The 22887-nt window shown below is 69.9% G+C and carries 23 protein-coding genes; 5 read left to right on the forward strand and 18 right to left on the reverse strand.

The features are described 5' to 3' along the window. The first annotated feature begins 145 nt into the window (after positions 1-145). Complete coding sequence (locus tag H6726_25205; protein MCB9660969.1) at positions 146-436, forward strand: rhodanese-like domain-containing protein; 291 nt, start codon at positions 146-148, stop codon at positions 434-436. 70 nt (positions 437-506) lie between these two features. Continuing rightward, positions 507-1253 (forward strand): hypothetical protein, encoded by a 747-nt coding sequence (locus H6726_25210; GenBank protein MCB9660970.1) that lies wholly within the window; start codon positions 507-509, stop codon positions 1251-1253. Between the two features lie 129 nt (positions 1254-1382). Here H6726_25210 and H6726_25215 read toward each other — a convergent pair whose 3' ends face one another. The 10 genes from H6726_25215 to H6726_25260 all read right to left on the reverse strand — a co-directional run bounded on the left by H6726_25215 (position 1383) and on the right by H6726_25260 (position 11095). Next, positions 1383-1709: a hypothetical protein gene (locus H6726_25215; protein MCB9660971.1), complete on the reverse strand. Its 327-nt coding sequence runs from the start codon at positions 1707-1709 to the stop codon at positions 1383-1385. An 11-nt stretch (positions 1710-1720) separates the two neighbouring features. Beyond that, entirely contained in the window at positions 1721-2425 is a 705-nt protein-coding gene (locus H6726_25220) for an SCO family protein (protein MCB9660972.1), read from the reverse strand. Positions 2426-2436: 11 nt separating this feature from the next. Further along, a complete protein-coding gene (locus tag H6726_25225) occupies positions 2437-3186 on the reverse strand; it encodes a formylglycine-generating enzyme family protein (protein ID MCB9660973.1) in 750 nt (249 codons plus the stop codon). A gap of 26 nt (positions 3187-3212) precedes the next feature. Continuing rightward, on the reverse strand, positions 3213-4733 hold the full coding sequence (gene nirK, locus H6726_25230) for a nitrite reductase, copper-containing (protein ID MCB9660974.1): 1521 nt from the start codon (positions 4731-4733) through the stop codon (positions 3213-3215). A gap of 61 nt (positions 4734-4794) precedes the next feature. Next, complete coding sequence (locus H6726_25235; protein ID MCB9660975.1) at positions 4795-6693, reverse strand: VWA domain-containing protein; 1899 nt, start codon at positions 6691-6693, stop codon at positions 4795-4797. 7 nt (positions 6694-6700) lie between these two features. After that, on the reverse strand, positions 6701-7468 hold the full coding sequence (locus tag H6726_25240) for a CbbQ/NirQ/NorQ/GpvN family protein (GenBank protein ID MCB9660976.1): 768 nt from the start codon (positions 7466-7468) through the stop codon (positions 6701-6703). Continuing rightward, positions 7468-8880: a cbb3-type cytochrome c oxidase subunit I gene (locus H6726_25245; GenBank protein ID MCB9660977.1), complete on the reverse strand. Its 1413-nt coding sequence runs from the start codon at positions 8878-8880 to the stop codon at positions 7468-7470. Before H6726_25245 ends, H6726_25240 begins: the two co-directional genes overlap by 1 nt. Continuing rightward, positions 8877-9581 (reverse strand): c-type cytochrome, encoded by a 705-nt coding sequence (locus tag H6726_25250; protein MCB9660978.1) that lies wholly within the window; start codon positions 9579-9581, stop codon positions 8877-8879. Before H6726_25250 ends, H6726_25245 begins: the two co-directional genes overlap by 4 nt. Before the next feature lie 7 nt (positions 9582-9588). Next, positions 9589-10314: an iron-sulfur cluster repair di-iron protein gene (gene ric / locus H6726_25255; GenBank protein MCB9660979.1), complete on the reverse strand. Its 726-nt coding sequence runs from the start codon at positions 10312-10314 to the stop codon at positions 9589-9591. A 61-nt stretch (positions 10315-10375) separates the two neighbouring features. Next, positions 10376-11095 carry a Crp/Fnr family transcriptional regulator gene (locus H6726_25260; GenBank protein MCB9660980.1) on the reverse strand — a complete coding sequence of 240 codons (720 nt, stop codon included), beginning with the start codon at positions 11093-11095 and terminating at the stop codon, positions 10376-10378. A gap of 85 nt (positions 11096-11180) precedes the next feature. Here H6726_25260 and H6726_25265 point away from each other — a divergent pair, with 85 nt between their 5' ends. The 3 genes from H6726_25265 to hemG are packed head-to-tail and all read left to right on the forward strand — an operon-like array spanning position 11181 to position 14387. Continuing rightward, on the forward strand, positions 11181-11891 hold the full coding sequence (locus H6726_25265) for a hemerythrin domain-containing protein (protein ID MCB9660981.1): 711 nt from the start codon (positions 11181-11183) through the stop codon (positions 11889-11891). Positions 11892-11922: 31 nt separating this feature from the next. After that, a complete protein-coding gene (locus H6726_25270) occupies positions 11923-13011 on the forward strand; it encodes a TIGR04053 family radical SAM/SPASM domain-containing protein (protein MCB9660982.1) in 1089 nt (362 codons plus the stop codon). Then, a complete protein-coding gene (hemG, locus tag H6726_25275) occupies positions 13008-14387 on the forward strand; it encodes a protoporphyrinogen oxidase (protein ID MCB9660983.1) in 1380 nt (459 codons plus the stop codon). The genes H6726_25270 and hemG overlap by 4 nt, the downstream gene beginning before the upstream one ends. Before the next feature lie 67 nt (positions 14388-14454). On the opposite strand, the gene H6726_25280 is transcribed toward hemG, so the two are convergent. From H6726_25280 to H6726_25315, 8 genes are all read right to left on the reverse strand, one after another. Then, on the reverse strand, positions 14455-16095 hold the full coding sequence (locus tag H6726_25280) for an alginate export family protein (GenBank protein ID MCB9660984.1): 1641 nt from the start codon (positions 16093-16095) through the stop codon (positions 14455-14457). Continuing rightward, entirely contained in the window at positions 16092-16325 is a 234-nt protein-coding gene (locus H6726_25285; protein ID MCB9660985.1) for a 4Fe-4S binding protein, read from the reverse strand. Before H6726_25285 ends, H6726_25280 begins: the two co-directional genes overlap by 4 nt. Before the next feature lie 176 nt (positions 16326-16501). Continuing rightward, positions 16502-17302, reverse strand: coding sequence for a nitrate reductase cytochrome c-type subunit (locus H6726_25290; protein ID MCB9660986.1), 801 nt, complete (start codon positions 17300-17302; stop codon positions 16502-16504). Continuing rightward, positions 17295-19730, reverse strand: a complete 2436-nt coding sequence (locus H6726_25295; protein ID MCB9660987.1) for a molybdopterin-dependent oxidoreductase — start codon at positions 19728-19730, stop codon at positions 17295-17297. Before H6726_25295 ends, H6726_25290 begins: the two co-directional genes overlap by 8 nt. Beyond that, a complete protein-coding gene (locus H6726_25300; protein ID MCB9660988.1) occupies positions 19702-20013 on the reverse strand; it encodes a chaperone NapD in 312 nt (103 codons plus the stop codon). The genes H6726_25295 and H6726_25300 overlap by 29 nt, the downstream gene beginning before the upstream one ends. Continuing rightward, positions 20013-21218: a polysulfide reductase NrfD gene (gene nrfD, locus H6726_25305; protein MCB9660989.1), complete on the reverse strand. Its 1206-nt coding sequence runs from the start codon at positions 21216-21218 to the stop codon at positions 20013-20015. The genes H6726_25300 and nrfD overlap by 1 nt, the downstream gene beginning before the upstream one ends. 133 nt (positions 21219-21351) lie before the next feature. Next, positions 21352-22257 (reverse strand): 4Fe-4S dicluster domain-containing protein, encoded by a 906-nt coding sequence (locus H6726_25310; protein ID MCB9660990.1) that lies wholly within the window; start codon positions 22255-22257, stop codon positions 21352-21354. Further along, positions 22250-22789: a hypothetical protein gene (locus H6726_25315; GenBank protein MCB9660991.1), complete on the reverse strand. Its 540-nt coding sequence runs from the start codon at positions 22787-22789 to the stop codon at positions 22250-22252. The genes H6726_25310 and H6726_25315 overlap by 8 nt, the downstream gene beginning before the upstream one ends. Positions 22790-22887: the final 98 nt, after the last annotated feature.

Consider the following 22887-nt stretch of genomic DNA (forward strand, 5'->3'; position numbering starts at 1 on the left):
GGCGACTGAGCGCGGAGGGAGCGCAGGGCGTTACGTCGGGCACGCAACCCGAGCGCGCGCGCACGTTCGCGACATTTCCGTGAACCCTCGTGGTGGATGCCTGGCTCCTACGGGCGAACGACGATTCCCACACAAGGAGCCCCCCATGTCCTGGTTCACCCGCACCCCCTCCCCCTCCAACGACCGTGCCCGACAGCTGGTCGCCGACGGCGCGCTGCTGCTCGACGTGCGCACCCCCGCCGAGTTCGCCGAGGGGCACGTCGAGGGCGCTCTCAACATCCCGGTCCAGGAGCTGGGCGCGCGGATGGGCGAGATCCGCGGCCGGTCGAACGTAGTGGTCTACTGCAAGAGCGGTGGGCGCAGCTGCGCCGCAGCGGGGATGCTGGAGAAGGCGGGGCACCACGTGCTCGACGTCGGCGCCATGCGCAACTACTGACGCTGACGTCGCCGCATCGCGGGCGTCGACGCCGCTGGATTGCGGAGACGCGCCTCCGTACGCTCGCCCCATGGACTACGTTCTCCTGGTGCTCGGCGCGCTGTGCTGCCTGGCGCTGCCCACGCTGCTGCTGGGCGCCCCGTTGGCGGCGCTGGGGGTCTCGCAGGTTCGCAAGCGACCCGAGCGGCGTGGCGTCTTCGCGGTCGCCGTCGCCACCGCCAACGCCATGCTCTCGGGCCTCGTGTTCGGCGTCACGGGTCTGGTCATGGGGATGGGAGTCGAGAGCGAGGACGCTGGCGTCGTGTTGGAGTTCCTGCTCGGGACGGGCCTGTGCGGTGGCGCATTGCTCGGCTTCGCCCTGACGCTGCTGGTCGTGACCATGGCGACCCGCCCACGCACGTCTCCGAGCGCGCCAGGCGCGGTGGAAGGTGGCGTGGACGTGGGTCTTCACCGAGAGCGCGCCCTCCGTCGCGGACGCCGATGGCTGGTCGTTTCCGCGGCACTTCTCGTAGTGGGCGTCGCGACGAGCCTGGTGTCATTCATCTTCTCGCTCTCGCTCGGGCTCATCTCGCTCGGGCTCGCGGTGATCACCGTGCGCCCCCTCGCCCTCGCGTTCGTCACGCTCCACAGCCTCGTCGCGCTGCTGGCCGGTCGCCATGCGGTGCGCGCGCCCCGCGATGCACGCTCGACGCTGACCGCGGCGACCGTGATCGCCATCGCTGGCGTGTTGGCGGCCTCGACCATCGCGGTCTTCGGCCCATCTTTCTTCGAGTCGCTGCTCGACCGCGCCGCCGACGTGCTGACCGCACCGCGCTGACCTCTACCAACGCGCCGACGCGGCCGCGCCATCGCGGGGCGCTCGAGCCGTTGGGACATGGACGCGCGGGTCCCGTGAGTGGTGAAGCATGCTTCGCGTGGCGGCCCCGGATGGTCGGCCCAACGCTCTTCAGACCGGTTTGGGCGCGAAAGCGTCGCAGGTGCCCTGCGGGTGGATTGGCCCCGGCACAGCGCCGCACGTGCCGCACGCAGCAGCGTTCCCCTGGTACAGCGCGCAGGCGATGCACTGCTTGCTGGGGTCGGCGGATGCGTCGACGTAGTGGAGAGCCGAGCGGGTGGCCTGCGCCGTGGCGTCGACGGCGCCGGTGCACGTGAGGGCCTCGGGCTCACTCCCACCGCAGCCGAGCGCGCCGAGAGCACCGAGGGCGGCTCCAGACGCGGTGACGCGGGCGAGGAAGACGCGACGAGAGAGACGGACGGGCTGGTTCGTGGACATGCTGGGTTCTTTCAAGGTGTGATGGTGTTGGCGCCAGCCGTTGGTGCTGGAGCCGGGGCGAGCGCGCGCGCTTGCGCGATGATGGTGTGCAGCGGCTGCCCAACGCCTTCGTGGCGGGTCACGACGTGACCTTCCGCATCAATCAGGGTGATGAGGGCGCTGTGGGCGAACTCGCCGCTGGGCAGCCGACGGTACTGAATGCCGAGCGCCATCGCGAGATCTCGCGTGCCCTCTTCGTCGCCCCGCACCAGGCGGAAGCGCACAGGGTCGAGGCCGCGCTCGCGCGTGATGGCGCCCAGGCGCTCGGCCGTGTCGCGCTCGGGGTCGAAGGTGGCGGCCACCACGCGGAGGCTCGGATCGCCGACTTCTTCCGTGACGCGGGCGAGATCCGTGAGGATCAGCGGACAGATCGTGGTGCAGCTCCCGTAGAACATGGTGATGAGCGCAGGCGCCCCGCTCAGGTCCCGGAGGCGCACGCTCGCGCCCGAGGAGTCAGCGAACGCCACGTCGAGGTCGTGCAGCGTCGCTCGACGGTCCATTCCCTCGATGGCGGCCAGCGCCGTGTGCTCGTGCGCGGCGTGTCCGCTCGGTTCACCCTCTCCGCTGGCCGCTGGAGCGGGATGCGCCTCGTGGTCGTCATGACCGGTGTGCTCGCTCTCGTGGCCGCCACACCCGGCGAGCAGGAGGAGCAGGACTGCAGGGTTCATCTTGGTCATGGAGGGTCCCTTCATCGCGCGCACCGGAAGCCCAGGTTCGGGACCGTGTAAGACGCGCGCAGGCTGGAGCGAAACGCGTAGCGCATGAACGCGGCATAGTCGGCGGCGTCGCGCGCCGAGACGCTGCCGCCACCGCAGAACTGCGAGCTCTCTCCGTCACCGCGCTCGCGGTTGTCGGAGTCCACCATGGCGGCGTTGAAGTCGAGCACCCACTCCCACACGAGGCCGTGCATGTCGTGCACGCCGTGACGGTTGGCGGGTGCCGCGCCCACGCGCGCCAGGGTGCCGCGCGGGGTGCCGTACCAGGCGAGGATGCGGGCCACGAAGGCGGGGTCACGGCTCGCGTCGAGGCGCGTCTCGTCCGCCTGGGCCACCAGCTCCCACTCGTGCTCGCTGGGCAGCCGTCGCCCGAGCGACGAACAGTAAGCGCGGGCGGCGAACCACGAGACGTGCGTGACCGGCTGGCGCGGATCGGCGTCCCCGAGGTCGAGTGGCCCACCCCAGTGCGCGAGGTAGCTCTCGTCCGCGAAGAGCAGCGGCGTGGTGCCTCGCTGCCAGCGCGGCGCGCTCCGCACGAAGGCGAGGAACTGGGCGTTTGTGACTGGCGTCCGCTCGATCTCGAAGGCGGGCACCAAGACCGCCTCGGTGGCTGTCCCGCGGCCGTAGAAGGGGAAGAGCACGGCCTCGGCGACGGGCACCAGCGGCGTTCCGGCTGTCTGAGCGGCGCTGGCGAGCGCGACGCTGCCGACGAGCCCGAGCATGATGCTGGTCCACGCGAGGCCGTTCTTCACGGATGTGCGCCTGTAGCGGGGCGGGGCATGTCCCGGCGAGCGGTGGCGACGACCTCGTTGCTGACCGGGGGCAACCGGTTGCCCATACTGGCGCGCACGTACGTGAGGACGTCTGCGATCTCGTGGTCCGTGAGGTTGGCGAAGGCGGGCATGACGCCGTTGTACGGACGCCCGCTCACCGTGATGGGACCCGAGAGCCCTGCGAGCACGACGGTGGCCAGCTCGGACTCGGGCCGTCGTAGGTAGTCGCTCGCGGCGAGCGGCGGGAAGACTCCCTGGAGGCCCTCGCCCGTGCGCTGGTGACAGGCGGCACAGACACCGCGGTAGGTGGCCTCGCCCCGGCTCATTCGCACAGCAAGCGGCTCCTGTCCCTCGGGCGCCGCCGCCAGCGCGGCCACCACCTCGGGCGCCTGGTCGCCCAGATAGATCTCGTCCACCTCTTGGCCGGAGTAGACCGTGAGCTGCTCGTCGCCGGTCACGCGCAGCATGCCGAGCGCACCCTTGTTGAACGCCCGCAGCAACGAGTGGTCCACCAAGATATACGTGCCCGGCACCTGCACGCCGAAGTCCACCACCGAAGCGCCGCCGGCCGGCACCAGGGTGGTCTGGACGTCCTGCGTGGTGCGCGTGCCACCCTCGAGCCACACACGGTCGAAGATCTCGCCGATGACGTGGAACGAGCTGATCAGGTTGGGGCCACCGTTCCCGAAGAAAATTCGGACGTTCTCGCCTACGTTGGCGGTCAGCGCGCCCTCGCCCACCAGCGCACCGTCGCGGCCGTTGAAGATGACGTAGGACGGGTTCTCGTCGATGGCGCGCTGCATGTCGAACGGCTGCAGACCCGCCGCGCGGTAGTTGCCTGTGGTGTAGAAGTCGCCCTGCATCACGTAGTACTCGTGGTCCACCTCGGGGAAGCCCTCTTCGGGCTCCACCACGATGAGCCCGTACATGCCGTTGGCCACGTGCATGCCCACGGGCGCGGTGGCGCAGTGGTAGACGTAGACGCCTGCGTTGAGCGCCTGGAACGAGAACTGCGTCTGATGGCCGGGCGCCGTGAACGAGCTGGTGGCGCCACCGCCGGGTCCCGTGACCGCGTGCAGGTCGATGTTGTGCGGCATCGTGTTGTCCGGGTGGTTCGCGAGGTGCATCTCCACGTAGTCACCGCGGCGAACGCGGATCATCGGGCCAGGCACGGTGCCGCCGAAGGTCCAGAAGTTGAACGTGGCGCCGTCGGCGATCTCGCGCGTCTCCTCGCGCACCTCGAGCGTCACCGAGACGCGGGCCGGGCTGGTGCGGCCGGTGGGGGGCGCTGCCATGGGGGGCACTCCCAGCTGGGCCACGACCTCGATCAGCGATGTGGGGTCCACCCGCTCCACGGGCGCCGGGAGGGCCTCCGGGTCGAGGACAGGCGCGGGTGTCTCCGCGGCTTCTTCGGCCGGGGCGGCCTCCGAGCACGCGACGGCACCAGCACACAGCGCGAGGATGACACCCAGTCTCGTGTAGGTCGTGGTTCGCATCGTCTATCTCCTGACGCGAACGTAGGCCTCGACGGGCGGCGGCAGTATGATCTGCGTCAGGTCAGCGCTGCGCCGCCAGCAAGACCTCGCCGAGCGCCGCCGAGAGGCCGCGCGGGTGCTTGAAGAAGGTGTAGCGGCCACCACCCAGCATCTGCGGGAGGTGGAAACGCGCGTCGTGATCGATGGCGAAGGCGTGCACGTGGACACGCTTCGCGTCGGCCTCGCGGATGGCCTGCCGTACGTCCGCCACCCCATGGCGGCCCTCGTAGCGGTCGTAGTCGTTGGGCTTCCCGTCCGTGAGGAGCAGCAGCAGGCGCCGCTGGGCTTGGGTACGGGAGAGCAGCGCCGTGGCATGCCGGATGGCGGGCCCAATGCGCGTGTAGCCCTCTGGCTCGACGCTCGCGAGGCGATGGCGCGCCCCCCGCCAAGGCTCCTGAAACCCCTTCACCACGTCGAAGCGGCAGTGCGTCCGCGTGTGGCTGTGGAACGCCCCGACGCCCAGCTCGATGTCGAACGACGCGAGGGCCTCGCCGAGCACCAGCGCCGCGTCGATCTCGAGTTCGAGCACGCGGGTGTCGTCCACCCAGCCGTCGGTGGAGAGGCTGCTGTCCACGAGCAGCAGCACCGCGAGGGTGGGTGCGCTGCGCCGGCGCTGCCGGTTGAGGCGGTCGGGAGGCGTGGTGCGGGCCGCGAGGCAGGCGTGCCGGTCCACCATGGCGTCCTCGTCGATCTCGATCCCGTCGAGCTGCCGCGAGCGCCAACGCCGTGACACCTCGAGCTGCTCGAGCTCGGCCCGGACGGCCTCCACCTCTCTGCGCAGCGGGAGCAGGCGCGCGGCCATCTTCTGCTCGGCGGCTGCGGCAGCCACGCGGCGGCGGACGCGCCCGGCCTGCACGTGGCACCACCCCTCACGGTAGCTGCGCCGGCGCTCGTCCCACTCGGGATACGGGATCCCGAGCGAAGCCACACCGTCCGCCACGTCGCCCGCGCCACCCTCCAGCATCACGTCCACGCGCAGCAGCGAGCGCGCACGCTCGACGCTCCGGACCACCTCGCGCAGGTCCAGCTCCTCGAGCGCCTGGGCGTGATCGGCCAGCTGGTCATCGCCGTCCAACTCCTTCATCCCACCGGTGTAGGTCTCGGCCGTGTGCACCTTCTCGAAGGAGTGAACCAGGGGGTTCACCTCGTCCGGCTCGTCCGGCAGCTCCACGCGGGTGATGTGCTCCACCGCCCTGCCCTTCACCTCGGTGCCGCTCGGAAGCGCGTCCTGGCTGGCAGGGCCGCGCACGCTCGCCCACACGCTGCTGCTCTGCGAGCCCAGCCCACCGAACAGGGGGAAGCTGCGCAGCGGCCCGGGGAGCGCCTTGAACAGCGCCACCTGCTGTGGCCAGGGCAGGACGTGGGCGTGCTCCACGAAGGCCCGCGCTTCTTCTGTGAGCGGCAGACCCAGGCGGGCCGCAGCCCACGTGTCGAGCGCGCCCTGACGCGAGTCTAGCGACCCCACGCGCCCCGCAAGCGCTTCGGCGCCGAGCGCAACGCAGCCCTCGGCCGCCACAGGGAGCTCTTCCTGGAGCACCCGCAGGACGACATCGGACACCGCCACGGCGGCGATAGCGCGCTCGTCGGGCCCCGCGTCCGCTGGCAAGAACACGGGTGCGCAACGCATCGCGGTGGTCACGAAGGCCACACGGACCACGTACGCCAGCTCGTTGCGCTCCGGGTCTGCCGCCCACTCCATCCTCGCGGGAAGGAAGATAACGTCATCTCGGTATGACCCGTCGCCCTCGGCCTCGCGTACCTCGAGCGAGCGTTCGCCCAGCGCGCTCGCCAAGAGCCGCAGGCGCGGCACCAGGGGCTCGAGGCGCACCTCGCGCAGTAGCTGCTCCTTCGAAGGCACGGCCCCACGGCGCTTGCGCACCGCGTCGTAGAGCCAGCCGAAGAGCGCCTCGTCCCAGGCCATGCGCCCCTCAGAACACCAGGTGGACGACGTCGCGGAGAGCCCCTGCGACCTCCGGGTCGTCGGTGAGGGGGGCCACCACGGTGTGCACGCACGCCACCCGCGGGTCCACCCCGGCGCGGATTAGGCGCCCCGCGTTCACCAGCAGCCGCGTGGAGACCGTCTCGGCGAGGCCCAGCTCGGAGAGCGAGCGGACCTTGCGCGCCAGCCCCACCAGGCGCTTGGCCACGGCGGCTTCGATGCCCACCTCGCGCGTCACGATCTCGGCCTCCACCGCAGCCTCGGGGTAGGTGAAGTCAATGCCCACGAAGCGCTGCCGCGTGGACGGTTTCAGCTCTTTGGGCCCGCGCCGGTAGCCCGGGTTGAAGCTAGCCACCAGCTGGAACTCGGGGGGCGCGATGAGCCGCTCGGCGTGCCGGTCCACGAACAGCTCGCGGCGGTGGTCGGTGAGCGGGTGGAGCACCACGATCACGTCCTCGCGCGCCTCGGCCACCTCGTCCAGATAGAGGATGGCGCCCTCACGCACCGCGCGCGTGACGGGACCGTCTTGCCAGACTGTGTCGCCACCGCGCACCAGCCAGCGCCCGAGCAAGTCCGCCGCGCTGGTCTCGTCGTTGCACGCCACTGTGACCAGCTCGCGCTCGAGGCGGTGCGCCATCGCCTCCACGAAGCGTGACTTGCCACACCCGGTGGGCCCCTTGAGCAGCACGGGGAGCCGCTGGGCGTAGGCCGCGAGGAAGACCTCCTCCTCGCGACCGGTGGCTCGGTAGTACGGCATCACGCCTCGGCGGCGTCGAGCGCGCTGCCCGACGCGGCGTCAGCGCCGGCACCCTCGTCCTCGTCCTCGTCGAGCGCGGGGGCGCCACCCTGCACCTCACCCTTGGGGAGCCCGTGGCGAATGAAGTTGTAGATGAAGGCGGTGACCCCCACGGTGAAGAGCGAAGCTGCGAGGATGAGGCCCCAGAAGTGCACCTCCACCTCCTCCTGAACGGCCAGGAACTCCATGCCCATGCGGCGCTCGAGGACCACCTGTGAGACACCGGCCACCCCGAAGGCCAGGGTCATCGCGATCATGCCGATGTTCGACGTCCAGAACGCGACCGTTGCGCTCGGAGTGTCATACAGCTTGCGCCCAGACAGCAGCGGCATGGCGTAGGTGATGATGGCGAGGATCAACATCGCGTACGCGCCCCAGAAGGCCATGTGCCCGTGCATCGCCGTGACCAGCGTGCCGTGCGTGTATAGGTTCACTTGCGGCAGCGTGTGAGCAAAGCCCAAGAAGCCCGCGCCCACGAACGACATGACGCAGCAGCCCACCGTCCACGCGAGGGCCACCCGGTTGGCATGCTTCCGCCCTCCCTTCTTTGCCATGGTGATGCCGTACATGGCCATGCCCAGAAAGGCGAGCGGCTCGAGGGCGCTGAAGATGCCGCCAATCCACAGCCAGTAGCGCGGCGTGCCGATGTAGTAGTAGTGGTGGCCCGTTCCGAGGATGCCCGAGAGGAACGTGAGTCCGACGATCACGTAGAGCCACTTCTCGATGACCTCACGATCGATGCCCGTGAGCTTGATCAGCAGGAACGCCAAGATCCCGCCCATGATCAGCTCCCACACACCCTCCACCCAGAGGTGCACCACCCACCAGCGCCAGTACGAGTCCTCGGTCTGGCTGTCCGTGGGGATCATGCCCGGCAGATAGAGAAGCGCCGCCATCAGGAGGCCGAAGAAGAGAACGGAAGCGGTGGTAGTGACGCGCTTGCCCTTGAGGATGGTCATCCCGATGTTCGCAATGAAGAGCAGCACGTCGACCACCACCAAGTAGTCGAGCGGCCGCGGGATCTCGAGGAACTTGCGGCCCTCCCACCACGAGAAGTGGAACCCGATGATGGCCGTCACACCCACCGCGACGAACGCCGCCAGCTGGACCACCGCGAGCTTGGGCCAGAAGAGTTCACGCTCGGCCTCTTCGGGCACGATGTAGTAAGCCGCCCCCATGAAGCCGCACAGGTTCCACATCACCAAGAGGTTGGTGTGCGTGGCGCGCGCCGTGTGGAAGGGGATGACGTCGTGCAGCCCATCCATTCCCGCGTGCGCGAACGCCATGATGAAGCCGTAGACGATCTGCAGGCCGAAGAGGAGCATGCAGGTCGCGAAGAACCAGTACGCGATGCGCTGTGACTCGTATTTCATGGGGCGCTCGTTCCGTCGTGGAGAGTGGCGAGATAGGTGGTGAGCGAGGCGACCTGCTCGTCGGTGAGCGGCAGGTCAGGCATCGCGGTGCCGGGCCGCACCGACTGGGGGTTGCTCAGCCAGCGGCTCAGGTAGTCCTGGTCGAAGCGGCTGCCGACGCCGTCGAGGGCCGGCCCGACCGTGCCGCCACGGCCACCGACGGCGTGACAGGCGGTGCACATCTGGTCGAAGATGGGAGGCCGCCCGTCGGCGACGGGCACCTGGACGGCGGAGCCCATGTGCGCTGCCAATGGTGGGTCTGCCGGGAACCCGTTGAGGTCCATCTCGTCCACCCAAGCGAAGAACGCGACCAGATCGCTGATCTGCTGCTCCGTGAAGTCGTACTGCTGCATGCGACGCCGCCCGGGGTACATGGCCTCGGGGTCGCGCAAGATGGCGGAGATGAACTCGGGCCCGCGGCGGGAGTGCACGCGCGTGAGCTCGGGGGCGTAGTAGGCCCCTTCGCCGAGGATGGTGTGACAGCCCATGCAGTTGGAGCTGTCGAAGAGGTGCTTGCCGCGGATGGCCGCTGGCGTGAGCAGATGCTCGTTGGTCTGGCCCGGGATCTGTCGGAAAGTGTCCACCGTCAGAAGAACGAACGAGAGGCTGCAGAGCCCCGTCCCGACGAGGAAGAACATGCGTGCTGCCGACTTCGAGAGCATGGCGGGGTCAACCTCGAGCCGAAGAGGAGTTCAGCACCTGCTCGAGCTCGAGCGCGCGCGGGAAGAGCACGTTGGACTCGAGGTGGATGTGCTGGTGCAGGTCCAGCTCCACTGCGGCGAGCGCTGCGTACAGGGCGCGGTAGCTCCCGCACGCGTCCTCCGGCGCGCGAAGCTGGTTGCTCAGCCGATGAATGGTCTCGAGCGCCTCGCCCGCGTCCTCGTGCTCGGCGTTCATCATGCTGATGGGGTGGAGCACCGTGCCGAAGGGTCCCGTGACGGGCCCGGTCGCCGCAGCCAGCGCCTGGATGTAGGGGAAGAGCACGCGCTCCTCTTTCAGGAGGTGCATGTTGAGTTCGTCCAGCATGCCGAGGACCACGGGAGACAGCTCGAGCAGCTCGGGGTGGGCTTCCCCGTGCACCCGCGCCACCTTCTTCATCAGCTGTTCGATGCGCGGCAGCTCCTGCCACATGAACGTGTGGTGCACGTCCAGGATGTGCTGGGCGAGAGTTGCGAGGGGAGCCACGCGCCAGTCGGTCTGTTCATCCTCGTGGCGCGCGGGGGCCTCGAGCTCCGCGATGACCCTGGTGGGGTCCGCACCCACCTTGGCGCAAGCGTCGCCGAGATTGCGGCGCCCTCCGCAGCAGTAGTCGATGCGGTGCGCCTCGAAGACGCGCGCCGCGTGCGGGATGGCGGACGCGAGCTCGCCGATGGTCGTCTGTAATGAGATGGTCATGTTCAGCCTCCAGCCCTGAGCGTGGGGGGAAGCCGAACCGGCGGGTATGATCTGCGTCAGCTCAGCCGGCGACCGACTGACGCAGCACGTCGATGCTGGGCAAGACGATGCTGTCGCGGTGGATCAGCACCACGCGGCTCTTCTTCCAGACGCTGAGCGTGCGGATGACCGTCTCGACGCGGGCATCGATGTACGTGGCGATCTGCTGACGACTCAGACCAAAGGGGATGACTGTCTCGCCGCCCTCGAGTTCGTCACCGAAGCGGTCGGCCAGGTTCAGCAGGAAGAGCGCGAGGCGACGCGCCACAGTCCCCGCGGCCATCACGTCGATCTTGCCGTGCAGCAGGCGCAACTGAGCGAGCAGCGTGCGGTTCATGGCGTTGGCCACACGCGAGTCGCGCTGCATGCGCTCGATGAGGGTCACGGCGTTGATGGACAAGATGACCGCCTGTGCGCTGGCCACCACGGCGTCGGCGCCGTAGCGGCGACGCTCCAGCACCACGGGGGCGCCGGGACACTCAGTAGGCCCGAAGAACGCCATGAGCGTGACCTCGGCCGAGGGCGTGGGGCGCCGGATCTCCACGAGCCCGGACACGATGTAGTGGAAGCTGTGCGAGTCGGCGCCATGTCGCCAGAGGAACTCGCCACGCCGCACCGTGGAGAGCGAACAGGTAGTTTCGAGCTCCAGCAGCTCGCGCTCATCCAGGTCGGCGAAGAACCGGCAGCCCCGCATCCGACGACGGAGCATCGTCTCGGTCTTCTGGGGAAGCGGGCGCGACATGGCGCGCGACGCTAGCACGTTTTCCGGCATGGACATGACGCATGTCATAGTCGCGCACGCGCGAGGGCCCAATCCTTCGAGTGTCATGGTCATCGATCCCGATCTGACGCTCGAAGAACTGACCCTCCGCGTGGGCGGATCGGGGGCGCCCCTGCTAGCCGAGGCGCTGCCCCGCGCGCTACGTCACGAGACCCTGCGTCAGCTCTGCCACCGGCACGACGTGCCCCTCGATGCGCTGGTCAGCGAACTCCGCCGCGCCGTCGACTGCGGTCCCATCGAACTCGGGGTGAGCGCGCTCATCGGGCACATCCTCCGCGACCATCACGACTTCGAGCGGCACGAGGCTCCCCGGCTGGCGGAACTCGCCGGCGACGTGGCTCGCATGCACGGTCGAACGCAGCCGGAGCTCATTCGCCTATCCGAGTACGCCGAGAGCCTGGCGGACGAGCTCGAAGCGCACCTCGCCCGCGAAGAGCGGGTGCTGTTCCCCTTCCTGCTCGCGCTCGACGCAGCCGCGAAGTGTGGTGGGGAGCGGCCGCAGGCGCCCTTTGCTTCACTGCGCCATCCCCTCCAGATCATGAGCGCCGAGCACGCCGTGGAGGACTCGCTGCTCGAGTCGATTCGCGCACTCACGGGAGGCTACGCCTGCCCCTCCGATGCCGACGAGCCGTGGCGCGAGCTCATGGAAGGGCTCCGCGGGCTCGACGTCGACCTGACGCGTCACGTCCTGATCGAGGACGGGGTGCTGTTCCCCCTGGCGCTGGCCCTCGAAGAGGAGCTGCAGCGCGACGACTGAGACCCCTTGTTCGGCACCAAAGCGAGGTTGTATGCCCAGGCCCACAGCAGTCCCCTTCGACCAGGCCCCCTTCATCCTCTTCTGGGAAACCACGCGCGCTTGCGACCTGGCGTGCCTGCACTGCCGAGCCTGCGCGGTACCCACGCGGGACGCGCGCGAGCTGACCACCCGCGAGGGCAAGCGATTGCTGGATGAGGCCGCAGCGATGGGTACCAAGCTGGTGGTCCTCACAGGCGGCGACCCTGCCAAGCGCTCCGACATCGTCGAGCTGGTTCGTCACGGCACGTACCTGGGTCTCCGCATCGCGCTCACGCCTAGCGCCACACCGCTGGTCACACGCGAATGGCTCGAGCGCTTGCGCGACGCCGGCGTCGCGCGGGTGGCCATCAGCATCGACGGCGCCAGCGCCACGACCCATGACCGCTTTCGGGGTGTGGTCGGGTCATGGGCACGCTCGCATCAGATCCTGGACCACGCGCGGTCGCTGGGGCTCTCGACGCAGGCCAACACCAGCGTCAGCGCCCGCAACGTGAGCGAGCTGCCACTGCTGGCTACCCAGCTCGCCGACCGGCGCATCAACCTGTGGGGCGTGTTCTTCGTAGTGCCCGTGGGGCGTGCCACTGGGAGCGAGACGCTGCCGACCGACGAGGTCGAGCGCCAGCTCGAGTGGCTGGCCCTGCTGACCGCGCGCGCGCCGTTCGACATCAAGACCACCGCGGCGCCGCAGTTCCGGCGCGTGCTGCTCCAGCGCAACACGAAGCAGCAGAGCGTCGTGGGGCTGCGCGACGTCGGAGGCGAGGACGCCATCGGCCGCGTCCGACGCGGCATCAACGACGGTCAAGGCGTCGCGTTCGTCTCGCACGTCGGGGACATCCAGCCGAGCGGCTTCCTGCCCGTCGTGGCAGGCAACGTGCGGGCGGAAGGTCTGACCGCCACGTACCAGCGGTCGTCAGTCTTCCTAGCGTTGCGTGAGCCGGACCTGCTCGAAGGGGCCTGTGGGAGCTGTGAGTTCCGCAAGGTCTGCGGCGGTTCGCGGGCGAGAGCCTACGCTGCCAGCGGGAGCTTCCTGGCGGAGGACCCGGCCTGCCCGTACGAGCCGGCCACCGCGAGGGCGTCTTGACCACCGCGGTGGTCATCGGCGCTGGCGTGGCCGGGCTGGGCGCGGCAGCGCGGCTGCGGCGAGCCGGGGCCCGTGTGACGCTGCTCGAGGCGGGCGCTCGCGTGGGAGGCCTGGTCGAGACGGAGCGTACGGGCGGCTGGGTGATCGAGCACGGCGCCGATAGCTTCCTCTCGAGCAAGTCGCAGATGACACAGCACCTCGCGTGGCTGGGCCTCGAGGGCAAGCTCGTGCGCAGCGGCAGCGCCCCGCGCCGCGCCTACATCGCAGGCCGAGGGGGCCTCGAGCCGCTCCCCGCGAGCCTCTTCCGCTTCGAGCGGGGCGCGGTGCGGGAGCTGCTGGGATCGCGCCTGCTGAGCCCCAGCGCGAAGCTGCGCCTCCTGCTCGAGCCCTTCGTGACGCGCGCAACCGAGGAAGAGAGCGTGGCCGGCTTCATGGGGCGTCGCTTCGGCGTGGAGGTGGCGGAGCACATCGTGGAGCCCATGCTGCGCGGGGTCTTCGGCTCGCCCACGAGCGCGCTCGGCATGCAGGGCGCCATGCCCAAGCTCGCCGACCACGAGCGCCGCTACGGGAGCGTGGGGCTGGCCCTGATGCTGGCGCCACGGAGCGGCGAGCAGGGAGGACTGGTGACGCTCTCGGGTGGCATGCAGACGCTCGTCGAGGCGCTGGCGCAGGAGGTGGCCCCCTGGACGTACCTCGGCGTCCCGGCACAGAGCATTCGGCGGACGAGCGTGGGGCAGCTGCGCGTGATCACCAGCCGACACGGAGAGATCGAGGCCGACACCGTGGTGCTGGCCTGCCCGACCTGGATGGGCGCGCGGCTCGTCGCTGGACTGGACCCCACGCTCTCGGACCAGCTCGCCATGATCCGGGCGTCGGACGTGAACGTGGTGTCCCTGGGCTACCACGCCGCCGACCTGCCCTTCATTTCGAAGGGCGCGACTGGAGACGGCGATTGGGCCGCGGGCGTAGACGGCACAGGCTTCCTGGTGGACCCTGCGCTCGGCCGCGCGCTGGTCGCGTGCACGTGGGCGAGCCGCAAGTGGCACGGCCGCGCGCCGCGCGGCGAGGTGTTGGTGCGCTGCGTGATGGAGGCCCCGCCCGGCTGCAGCGACGCCGAGTTGGTGGAGTTCACGCGCGCGGAGCTGCAGCACTTCGTGGGCATCACGGCGGAGCCCACGCTCTCGCGGACCAAGCGCAGGCTGCGGGCGCTGCCCATCTACGCCCCGGGACACCACGCGCACGTGGCCGACGCACGCGCGCGGGCACGCGAGCTGGGCATCGAGCTCGCCGGCAACGGCTACGACGGAATCGGCGTTCCGGACTGCCTCGCGAGCGGGCTGCGCGCGGCGGCCCGTGTGCTGCGTGACCCCGCATAGCAGCGAAGAGGAGGCGCCCGCTCGACTGGAGTGGCCACGCCGAGCGCCGCCTTCCCACGGCGGTCGCTCAGCGCGTGTAGCGCAGCTCCAGCTCTGCGAAGTGGGCCAGCTCGTCCACCGGGTAGGCGTCGGTGAAGGCACGAAAGAGGCTGTAGTTGGCGCGCAACGCGAGACCCGTGCCGATCTGCCAGCGCGCGCCGACGTCGGCCTCGAAGCCAGCCAGCCCGTCACCGCTGAGCGCGCCCGCCTCTGGCCGCACGAACAGGTGGGTGTCGAGCGTGAAGCGCAGCTCGGCGTTGGCGTTCACGGCGGCGTGGAAGACCGCGCCTGCGACGTTCGAGCGACCCCCGATAATGTCCGCGAAGCCGAGCCAGATGTGCGCCGTGGGGTAGAGCTGGTCCCACGCTTCGTTCTTCGCGGTCCCTGGGTCGTCGCCAGACGCGTAGAAGCCCTCGAGCGCGAGGCGGAGATGATCCTGCGCGAGCGTGACGCCTGCCTCGGCGTCGAACTGGAACGCGCGCAGCTTGGCGGCCCCGGTGCGCCCGAGCTGCACCCCAGCCTCGGCGCGATAGTCGAACAGGCCGATGCGCTGCCTGGCCCGAACGCCCAGCGTGGAGCGCTGGAGTCCCGGCGTGCCGGGGATGCCCCCCGAGCTGGCCGCGGCGCGCAGTTGCTCCAACAGGTAGACGTCCAGCGCGAGCCCCTCATGGAGCAACGGTCCGAGCGCCGCGTAGGCGCCCAGCAGGTACGCGTCGGTGTCTGCGAAGTTGTTGGTGGCCCCCTCCACCAGCTGCGCCCCGAACACGTCGAGCCACGCCCCGCTGCCCAGGTCCACGCGGACCTTGGCCGCATCGAACGCGCGCCCCATGGGGTGCCAGGGGACGGACCCGAGCACCAGGTGCTCCCCGTAGTTGAGCTCCTGGCGACCCAGCTGCACGCTCACCCGGTCGGTGGCGATCGTGATGAAGCCCTGGTGCAGACCGAGAGCGGCGTCCGTGAGGTCGGCGCCCGAGGACCACGCCCCCGAGGCCTGTGGCTCGATGCGCGCCGAGAGCCGCACACGTCCCAGCTCGATGGGCGTGAGGATGAGCGCGAAGCGAAAGCGAAAGCGGACGAAGTCGTTGTCCGCGAGGCCGAGTTCGTCGTAGCCTGTGCGCACCTCGGGACGCGTGAAGGCGTCGAGCCCCCAGTCGAACGGCCACGCTGCGGGCGCGGCGGGCGCCTCCGGTGGCGGCTCGCTCGGTGCAGACTGCTCCTCCGGCACGGGCGCAACGTCTTCCTGCGCTGTGGCCTCGGCGTCGCCTGCGCCCACCGCGTCGCCCTCCGCGGGCGCGGCCGTGGCGTCCGTTGGCGAGGCGGAGGGAGACTGCGCCCCCGCTTCCCCCGAGGCGCACAGCAGCAGCGCGGCGACCAGCGCCGCCATCCTCACGAGCTGGCGTGGCACGGCGCGGCCCGCGCCCATGATAGTGTCGCACCACACCTGTCCGTCGAGCACATAGCGCACCTGGACTGCCCGCACGGCGCCGGCCTCGAGCGCGCCCACCGCCTTGTCCAGCGTCCAGGTGCGCTCCTCCGCGTACGCGGTGGCAGCGGCCTTGGCGCGCACCTCGAGGGGGCTGTCGAGCGCGCGCAGGTCCTCGAGGTAGGTGTCGAAGGTCGCCTCGTCGAGAGAGGCGCGGTACACGTCCGGGAGCTCGCTGAGCTTCATGGTGTGGTCCTTTTCGAGGGGATGAGCGGGAGCACCCGGATGGCGGGGCTCGGCGCAGGACAAGCGGGTTCGCATGCGCCGCAGCCCGTGCAGCGGTCTCCGTCCACGACGGGGTAGAGCCCATCCAGCCTGAGCGCGCCAGGCTCGGGGCAGCGCTCCACGCAGACGCTGCACACCTGCCCTGCGCCCGCCAGGCAGCCGAAGCGGTCGACCGTGGCCCGGAACGACATGCTGGGGAGCGCCACGCGGCGACGCGCGCTCGGCCTTGCCCACGGTGGCGCGGGCGCAGCTTCCCCGTCGGCGGCCAGCGCCTCGGCCTGCGTCGGGCCCGCCGCCACGCGTCCGGCGATCACCGGCCGCAGTCGCGCCAGCAGGAAGTCGCGCCGCCCGAGCGGCAGGTCACGACTCACCGCGCCCCCGCCGTGGTGAGACCGGGGAGCGGCGCGAGGGTGGAGCGCGGGCGCTGATCCAGAGTCGCCGAAGGGGCATGACACTGCGGGCAGCTCTGCCGCCAGGGGTGACTGGTGGTGAGCCCCGAGGCTTGCGTGCCGTGGCAGCTGTCGCAGCGCTCGCGCATGAACGTCCGATGCGGCATGGTGGGCGGCGCACCGGGCCACGCGCGCTCTCCGCGCTCGGGCTCGGTCAACCCCAGGAAGCTGTTCACCTCGCTGACCGAGTGCGCCAACGGCGCGCTCCGCGGCAGCGGGCTCTCGGCGAGCGCGTGGCACTGCAGGCAGCTGTCGAAGCGCTCGTGGCTCATGAGCGGCGCCGCCCGACCTTCCACGCGCATCCCCTCGGCGTGGCAGGCCAGACACGCGGGTGCGCCGTGCTGATCGACCGCGTGCGGAATGGTGGGCGGGGCGCCGTCGTAGGCACGCGCCTCGCGCCGCGCCGCAGCAGCCTGCGCGTAGGCCACCGGGTCGTGGGGAGGCGCCTCGGCCCCCGTGCCCGGCTGCGCACGCATGGACTCGAGCGCCAGCAGCTGGGTAGCCCGCCGGTCGGCATAGCGCGCGGACTCCATGCCGGCCTGCGGAGGCGCTGTGGCCGCGCCGTGAACGGGCTCGGTCACCGCTTGGTAGCCGCGCGGCTGCTCCGCGTGGCGCGTGCCGGTCATGTACCCCACGGCCGCGACCACCACGGCGCCAGCGAGGAACACCGAGCGCCAGCGGCGTCCGCCTTGGTCACTGACGGAACCGTCGTCACTCACGGGACCCCGCTCTGCGCGGGACGCGCACCACGCGCGCCGCGCACTTCTTGTAGTCCGGCTGCTTCGAGATGGGACAGTAGTCCTCGAGCGTCAGCTCGTTGATGGCCAGCCGCTCGTCGAAGAACGGCACGAACAGCGAGCCCTCGGGAGGGCGGCCGCGCCCGTCGATCCAGGCCGCGATTTCGATGGCTCCGCGCCGCGTCTCGAGCCGCACCACGTCTCCGTTCTCGACACCCAGACGGCGCGCGTCGGTCGGGTTTAGCTCCACGTAAGCCTCGGGCATGGCGCGCCGCAGCTGCGGGATGCGCATGGTCATCGACCCCGTGTGCCAGTGCTCGATCACGCGACCCGTGCACAGCCAAAACGGGAACTCGTCATCTGGCTCCTCGGGCGGCGCGACGTAGGGCTGGATCCAGACCTGTGCGCGGTCGTCGCTCGAGGTGGAGTGATAGAACTGGAAGCCCTTGCCAGCCTCCACGTAGGGGTCCTCGCCCTCGACGAAGCGGTAGCGCGTCTCCGCCCAGACTCCGTCGCGCTCGACCACTGGCCAGCGCAGCCCGCGAGCGCGCGTGTACTCCGCGTATGGCGCGAGGTCCTTGTGCTTGTAGCGCGAGAAGCGCCTGTACTCGTCGAACAGCTGCTGGTCGACGTTCACGTCGTAGTACCGCCGGAAGTCCCAGACCGGCACCTCGGCGCCCGTCGCATCGCTCATGCGGAACAGAAAGCGCCCGTCTTTGTCGCGCATACCGAGGTGACCGCGGTCGAACAGCTTCCGCGCCACCGCGATGACCTGCCACGCGTCGTCACGCGCCTCGCCCGGCGGATTCACCATCTTGAACCACTGCTGGGTGCGTCGCTCGGAGTTGCCCACCATGCCGTTCTTCTCGACCCACATGGCGGACGGGAGGATCAGGTCCGCTGCCCGGACGGTGGCCGTGGGGTACACGTCCGAGACGATCAGGAACTTCCCTGGGATGCTACGGCTGGGCTCGAACAGCGCCTTGGTGTTGGGCAGCGACTGCGCCGGGTTGGTGACCTGCACCCAGATGGTGTCGATGTCACCCCCCTCGCTGGCCGCGGTGGAGAAGCGCCGCCACATCTCCACAGTGTGCGCTCCCGGCGTGGCGTTGATGCGCCCCTCGGGCAGGTTCCAGATCTCCTCCGCGTGGCGGCGATGCTCGGGGTTCGCCACCACCAGGCCGCCCGGCAGCGCGTGCGAAAGCGTGCCCACTTCGCGCGCCGTACCGCAGGCCGAGGGCTGCCCGGTGAGGCTCTGCGGCCCATCGCCCTGACGCCCCCAGTGCCCCGACAGCAAGTGGATGGCGTGGATCTGCCGGTTCACGCCCGTGCCGCGCGTGTGCTGATTGCCGCCCATGCACCACAGGCTGGTGATGCGCAGGTCACGGTCCGCGAACAGCCCGGCCAACATGCGAATCTTGGCTGCCGGCACACCCGACAGCTCCTGCACCCGCTCGGGGGTGTACTCGCCCATGGCCGCGCGGAACGTGTCGAAGTCGGTGGCGACGCCCATCAGCTCCGGAGCGCCCTCCTCGCGCCGGAACGCCACGTGGCGCTCCACGAACTCGCGGTCGTACGTGGCGTCCTCGATGAGCAGGTGCAGGACGCCGTTGAGGACGGCGATGTCCGACTGCGGGCGGAACTCGAGGTACTCGTCGGCGAAGCCCGTGGTGCGCGTGCGACGCGTACCGATGTCGATGATGCGCAGGTCCTCGCCGCGCGCGCGCCGGTCGACCATCCGGGAGAAGAGGATGGGGTGCATCTCGGCGGGGTTGTTGCCCCACAGGAGCACCACGTTGGCGTGCTCTAGGTCGTCGAAGCAGCTGGCCGGCTCGTCCACGCCGTAGGTGGAGATGAAGCCGGTAACAGCCGACGCCATGCACAGCCGCGCGTTGGGGTCGATGTGGTTGTTGGCGAGCCCCCCCTTCATGAACTTCTGCGCCGCGTAGCCCTCGGGGATGGTCCACTGACCAGACCCATAGAACGCGAAGCCGGCGGGGTTCCCCTCGATGCGGTCCGCAATGATGCCGAGCGCCTCGTCCCAGGAGATAGGCACGTGCACGTCGCCGCGCTTGATCATGGGGCGCGTGAGGCGGTCGCCGCCGTAGAGCGCGAGCCCCACATGGTAGCCCTTCACGCACAGCAGCCCGCGGTTCACGGCCGCCTGGCGGTCGCCCGCGATGGCCACCACGCGGTCGTTGCGCACACCCACCTGCACGTGACAGCCCGTCCCGCAGAAGCGGCACGGCGCCTTGTCCCAGGTCACGCCGCTGCCCACCTGCTCACGGATGGCGGGGTCCAGGGCGTCGGGCTCGTCGGCGCTCACGCTGCGCGCGAGGACGGCGGCGCTTGCCGCGCTCATGGCTGACGCCTTCAAGAAATCACGCCGATCCATGGGCACCTCCATCATCCGAGCAAAGGTCAGCGCGTCTCCCACGTGGGGGGCGCTCGAAGTCGCACAGGTCGGAGAAGTCATGAAAGACCACGTCCACCCAGACCACGCCGTGCACCGCCCGCAGCTCGGTGAGGCGCGCGTCGTGCGCCGCGTAGTCCTCGGCTTCCAGAACAGCAGCCAGGCGGCCGGCAGCGTACTCGCCCAGCTCGAGCGCGGGGAAGGCGCCTAGCTCGGCGCGAGCGGCAGCGCACGCGTTGCGGTCGCGGTCCAGGGTCACGACCAGGCCAGAGATGGGCATCAGTGGCCTCCCCGCACGTTCGCGTGCTGCACGGGCTCTTCGTCAGGAGCGAGCGCGGAGTTCTCCTCTGGCGCGTCGTCGGCCCGCATCGCCCCCGTCATGGCGCCGAGGGCCACGCGCAGACCCACGGTGAACACCATCAGCCCCGCCGCCCAGACGCCCGCCATCACCTTCCACTCCGTGAGGCTGGGCGTGTACGGCACGATCTCGTGCAGGGTGGACGGGATGAATCCCGGCACGATCAAGCCCATACCCTTCTCGATCCAGACGCCCACGAAGGTGAGCATCAGCGCGAGGTTCAGCAGCCAGGGGCGCGCGGATAGCGCTGGCGTCAACAGCACCGCGGCGGCGAAGACGTTGAAGCTGATGGCGGTCCAGATCCACGGGACCAGCTCGGAGTGGCCGTGCAGCCCGAGGAACAAGTAGCGCGCCGAGGCCACGTGCGCGCCGCCCGCGTAGAACTCCGAGAAGACCTCGGCGCCCAGCATGAAGAGGTTGATGGGCGCGGTGACCCGGATGATGGACACCAGCATGCTCAGCGCAGAGCCCGGCACATAGAAGTCCGTGGTGCGCTTGACCACTTGGAGCGACAGCACGATGAACGCCGGCCCGGTCACGAACGCGGACGCCAGGAAGCGCGGCGCGAGCAGGGCCGAGTTCCAGAACGGGCGGCCGCCGAGGCCGGCGTAGAGGAACGCCGTGACCGTGTGGATGGAGATGGCCCACGCGATCGAGAGGAAGACGAAGGGCATGTACCACTTCGGGTTGGGCTCTCGCCCCAGCCAGCGCTGATAGATGATGTAGCCGACCACGTGCAGGTTGATCAGCAGGTAGCCGTTCAGCACCAGCACGTCCCAGGTCAGCATCGACATGGGCCAGTTGAAGCGCCCGACGCCGGGGATCATGTGCCAGAAGCGGTCGGGGCGACCGAGGTCGGCCACCACGAACATCAAGCACATGACGATGGCCGCGATGGCCAGGACCTCGCCGATGATCACCACGCGGTGCATCTCGTGGTCGTCGTAGACGTAGGCCGGGATCACCATCATGACGCCGCCCGCGGCGAGGCCCACGGCGAACGTGAAGTTCGCGATGTAGAGGCCCCACGACACGTGGTCGGTCATGTTGGTGACGCCCATGCCCTCGACCACCTGGTTGGCCCATGCGTTGGCGCCCACCAGCGCGATGGCCGTGAGCACGAACATCCACGCGTAGAAGACCCGCGACCCCTCGGTGGCCTCGTCCAGCGCGTCCAGCAGGAAGCGCGGATAGCTGACCACGTGGCGGACCTCGCCGGGGCTCTCATCTCTGTTCGTGGGTTGGTGGGTCACGGCACGCTCAGTTGTCGAAGAAGTAGTAGAAGCGTGGGCGCGTACCGAGCTCTTCTTTCAGGACGAAGACGCGCTTGTTGTCCAGGATCCAGCGGATCTCGGACTCGGGGTCCAGCATGTTTCCGAACACGCGCGCGCCGGTCGGGCACGCCTCGAGACACGCCGGCAGGCGTCCGTCGCGCGTGCGGTGCAGGCAGAACGTGCACTTCTCCACCACGCCCTGCGGCCGGATGCGGTTGGACAAGAGGCCCTGATCGGAGTTGATCTCCTCCGCTGGGATCTCGGGGGCCGTCCAGTTGAAGCGGCGCGCATGATAGGGACAGGCCGCCTCGCAGTAGCGGCAGCCGATGCACCAGTTGTAGTCCACCACCACGATGCCGTCGGCCTCCTGCCAGGTGGCCTCCACAGGGCACACATGGGTGCATGGCGGGTTCTCACACTGCTGGCACTGCACGGGCATGTAGAACTTGCCGGGGGCCGGAACGGCGTGGTCGTAGTGCACCGTACCGCGCTCCATGTCCATGGATCCTTGCTCCATCTCGAGCACACGGATGTACGACTGATTGGTGCGCCTGTCGTGGTTGTTCTCCTGATGACAGGCGTCGGCGCAGCGTCGGCACCCGATGCAGGCGCTCAGATTGAGAGCGTAGGCGAATTGCACGCCCGCACGGGCCTCGATGTCGCGGATGGTGACGACCGCGCCATAGCGGTGCTCGGTCTCGGACTCGAGGCGCGCGATGAGCCGGCGCTTGTCATCAGCGCTCAGCTCCTTGTAGTGCTGCGTGAGCAGCTCCTCCATGCTGGTGGCCTCCGCGACCTGCGCCAGAGGCGCCACCGCGCGGGCGAAGGCAGCGGCACCGAGAGTGGCGCCAGCAGCCTTCAGCATCCGGCGTCGGCTGATGTCGTCAGTCATGGGCGTCTCCGTGGGGCGTAGCGGCTCCCGTAAAGCGGTCTCGCGGGCCGGGCACGGGCTCGAACTGCCCGAACGCAGGCGCGTGTGGGTCATGGCAGGCCACGCAGTGGCTGCGCTCGCGCGGCCCCCGCGAGAGATCCCAGTGGCCGCGCATACCGCCGTGCGCGCCATGACGATAGTCGCGGTACTGGGGCCCGTGGCACTGCGCACAGAGGCGCAGCGCGTCCGTCAGTGGGACGTCGGTTCCATCCGCGAGGTGCAGCGCGCTGCGGTCCGCCGGCGCATGGCACGAAGCACACGGCAGCTCCCCATGACGGGAGGAGAGCCCCGCATGCGGTGCTTCGACCTCGCCCGCGTTCTCCGGGAATTCACGCTGCTCACCCGGCTCGTGGCACGTCCCACACGCCACCACCGTGGGGCGCCCCGAGACGTCGAGCGGGCCCACCGGCAACCCCTCCAGCACCCGCGGCGTAGGGATCGTCACCGGGTAGCGCGCCTCGGGCGGCTCCACTTCCCGTCGCGGCTCAGCCACGCCAGCATCGCAGGCAGCGGCCAGCGCAAGCCACGCCAAAGTCCATGTCCGAGCGTCCACGCGTGGGTCGTGGTGCAACGACGGTGCCAAGACGCTGC

The sequence above is a fragment of the Sandaracinaceae bacterium genome (assembly GCA_020633055.1).
Lineage (GTDB): Bacteria > Myxococcota_A > Polyangia > Polyangiales > Houyiibacteriaceae > JADJJE01.

Excerpts from the sequence above, each read along its gene's own strand:
- nrfD (MCB9660989.1), bottom strand. The coding sequence starts at position 21,218 with ATGTTCGTGCTCACGGCCATCGCGCTGGTGGGCGCCAACGCATGGGCC.
- H6726_25250 (MCB9660978.1), bottom strand. The coding sequence starts at position 9,581 with ATGCTCTCGAAGTCGGCAGCACGCATGTTCTTCCTCGTCGGGACGGGG.
- H6726_25235 (MCB9660975.1), bottom strand. The coding sequence starts at position 6,693 with ATGGCCTGGGACGAGGCGCTCTTCGGCTGGCTCTACGACGCGGTGCGC.
- H6726_25205 (MCB9660969.1), top strand. The coding sequence starts at position 146 with ATGTCCTGGTTCACCCGCACCCCCTCCCCCTCCAACGACCGTGCCCGA.
- H6726_25300 (MCB9660988.1), bottom strand. The coding sequence starts at position 20,013 with ATGCCCATCTCTGGCCTGGTCGTGACCCTGGACCGCGACCGCAACGCG.
- H6726_25220 (MCB9660972.1), bottom strand. The coding sequence starts at position 2,425 with ATGACCAAGATGAACCCTGCAGTCCTGCTCCTCCTGCTCGCCGGGTGT.
- H6726_25295 (MCB9660987.1), bottom strand. The coding sequence starts at position 19,730 with ATGATGGAGGTGCCCATGGATCGGCGTGATTTCTTGAAGGCGTCAGCC.
- H6726_25225 (MCB9660973.1), bottom strand. The coding sequence starts at position 3,186 with ATGCTCGGGCTCGTCGGCAGCGTCGCGCTCGCCAGCGCCGCTCAGACA.
- H6726_25215 (MCB9660971.1), bottom strand. The coding sequence starts at position 1,709 with ATGTCCACGAACCAGCCCGTCCGTCTCTCTCGTCGCGTCTTCCTCGCC.
- H6726_25310 (MCB9660990.1), bottom strand. The coding sequence starts at position 22,257 with ATGACTGACGACATCAGCCGACGCCGGATGCTGAAGGCTGCTGGCGCC.
- H6726_25265 (MCB9660981.1), top strand. The coding sequence starts at position 11,181 with ATGGTCATCGATCCCGATCTGACGCTCGAAGAACTGACCCTCCGCGTG.
- nirK (MCB9660974.1), bottom strand. The coding sequence starts at position 4,733 with ATGCGAACCACGACCTACACGAGACTGGGTGTCATCCTCGCGCTGTGT.
- H6726_25285 (MCB9660985.1), bottom strand. The coding sequence starts at position 16,325 with ATGTCGTTCCGGGCCACGGTCGACCGCTTCGGCTGCCTGGCGGGCGCA.
- H6726_25260 (MCB9660980.1), bottom strand. The coding sequence starts at position 11,095 with ATGTCGCGCCCGCTTCCCCAGAAGACCGAGACGATGCTCCGTCGTCGG.
- H6726_25270 (MCB9660982.1), top strand. The coding sequence starts at position 11,923 with ATGCCCAGGCCCACAGCAGTCCCCTTCGACCAGGCCCCCTTCATCCTC.
- H6726_25245 (MCB9660977.1), bottom strand. The coding sequence starts at position 8,880 with ATGAAATACGAGTCACAGCGCATCGCGTACTGGTTCTTCGCGACCTGC.
- H6726_25280 (MCB9660984.1), bottom strand. The coding sequence starts at position 16,095 with ATGAAGCTCAGCGAGCTCCCGGACGTGTACCGCGCCTCTCTCGACGAG.
- H6726_25240 (MCB9660976.1), bottom strand. The coding sequence starts at position 7,468 with ATGCCGTACTACCGAGCCACCGGTCGCGAGGAGGAGGTCTTCCTCGCG.
- ric (MCB9660979.1), bottom strand. The coding sequence starts at position 10,314 with ATGACCATCTCATTACAGACGACCATCGGCGAGCTCGCGTCCGCCATC.
- H6726_25210 (MCB9660970.1), top strand. The coding sequence starts at position 507 with ATGGACTACGTTCTCCTGGTGCTCGGCGCGCTGTGCTGCCTGGCGCTG.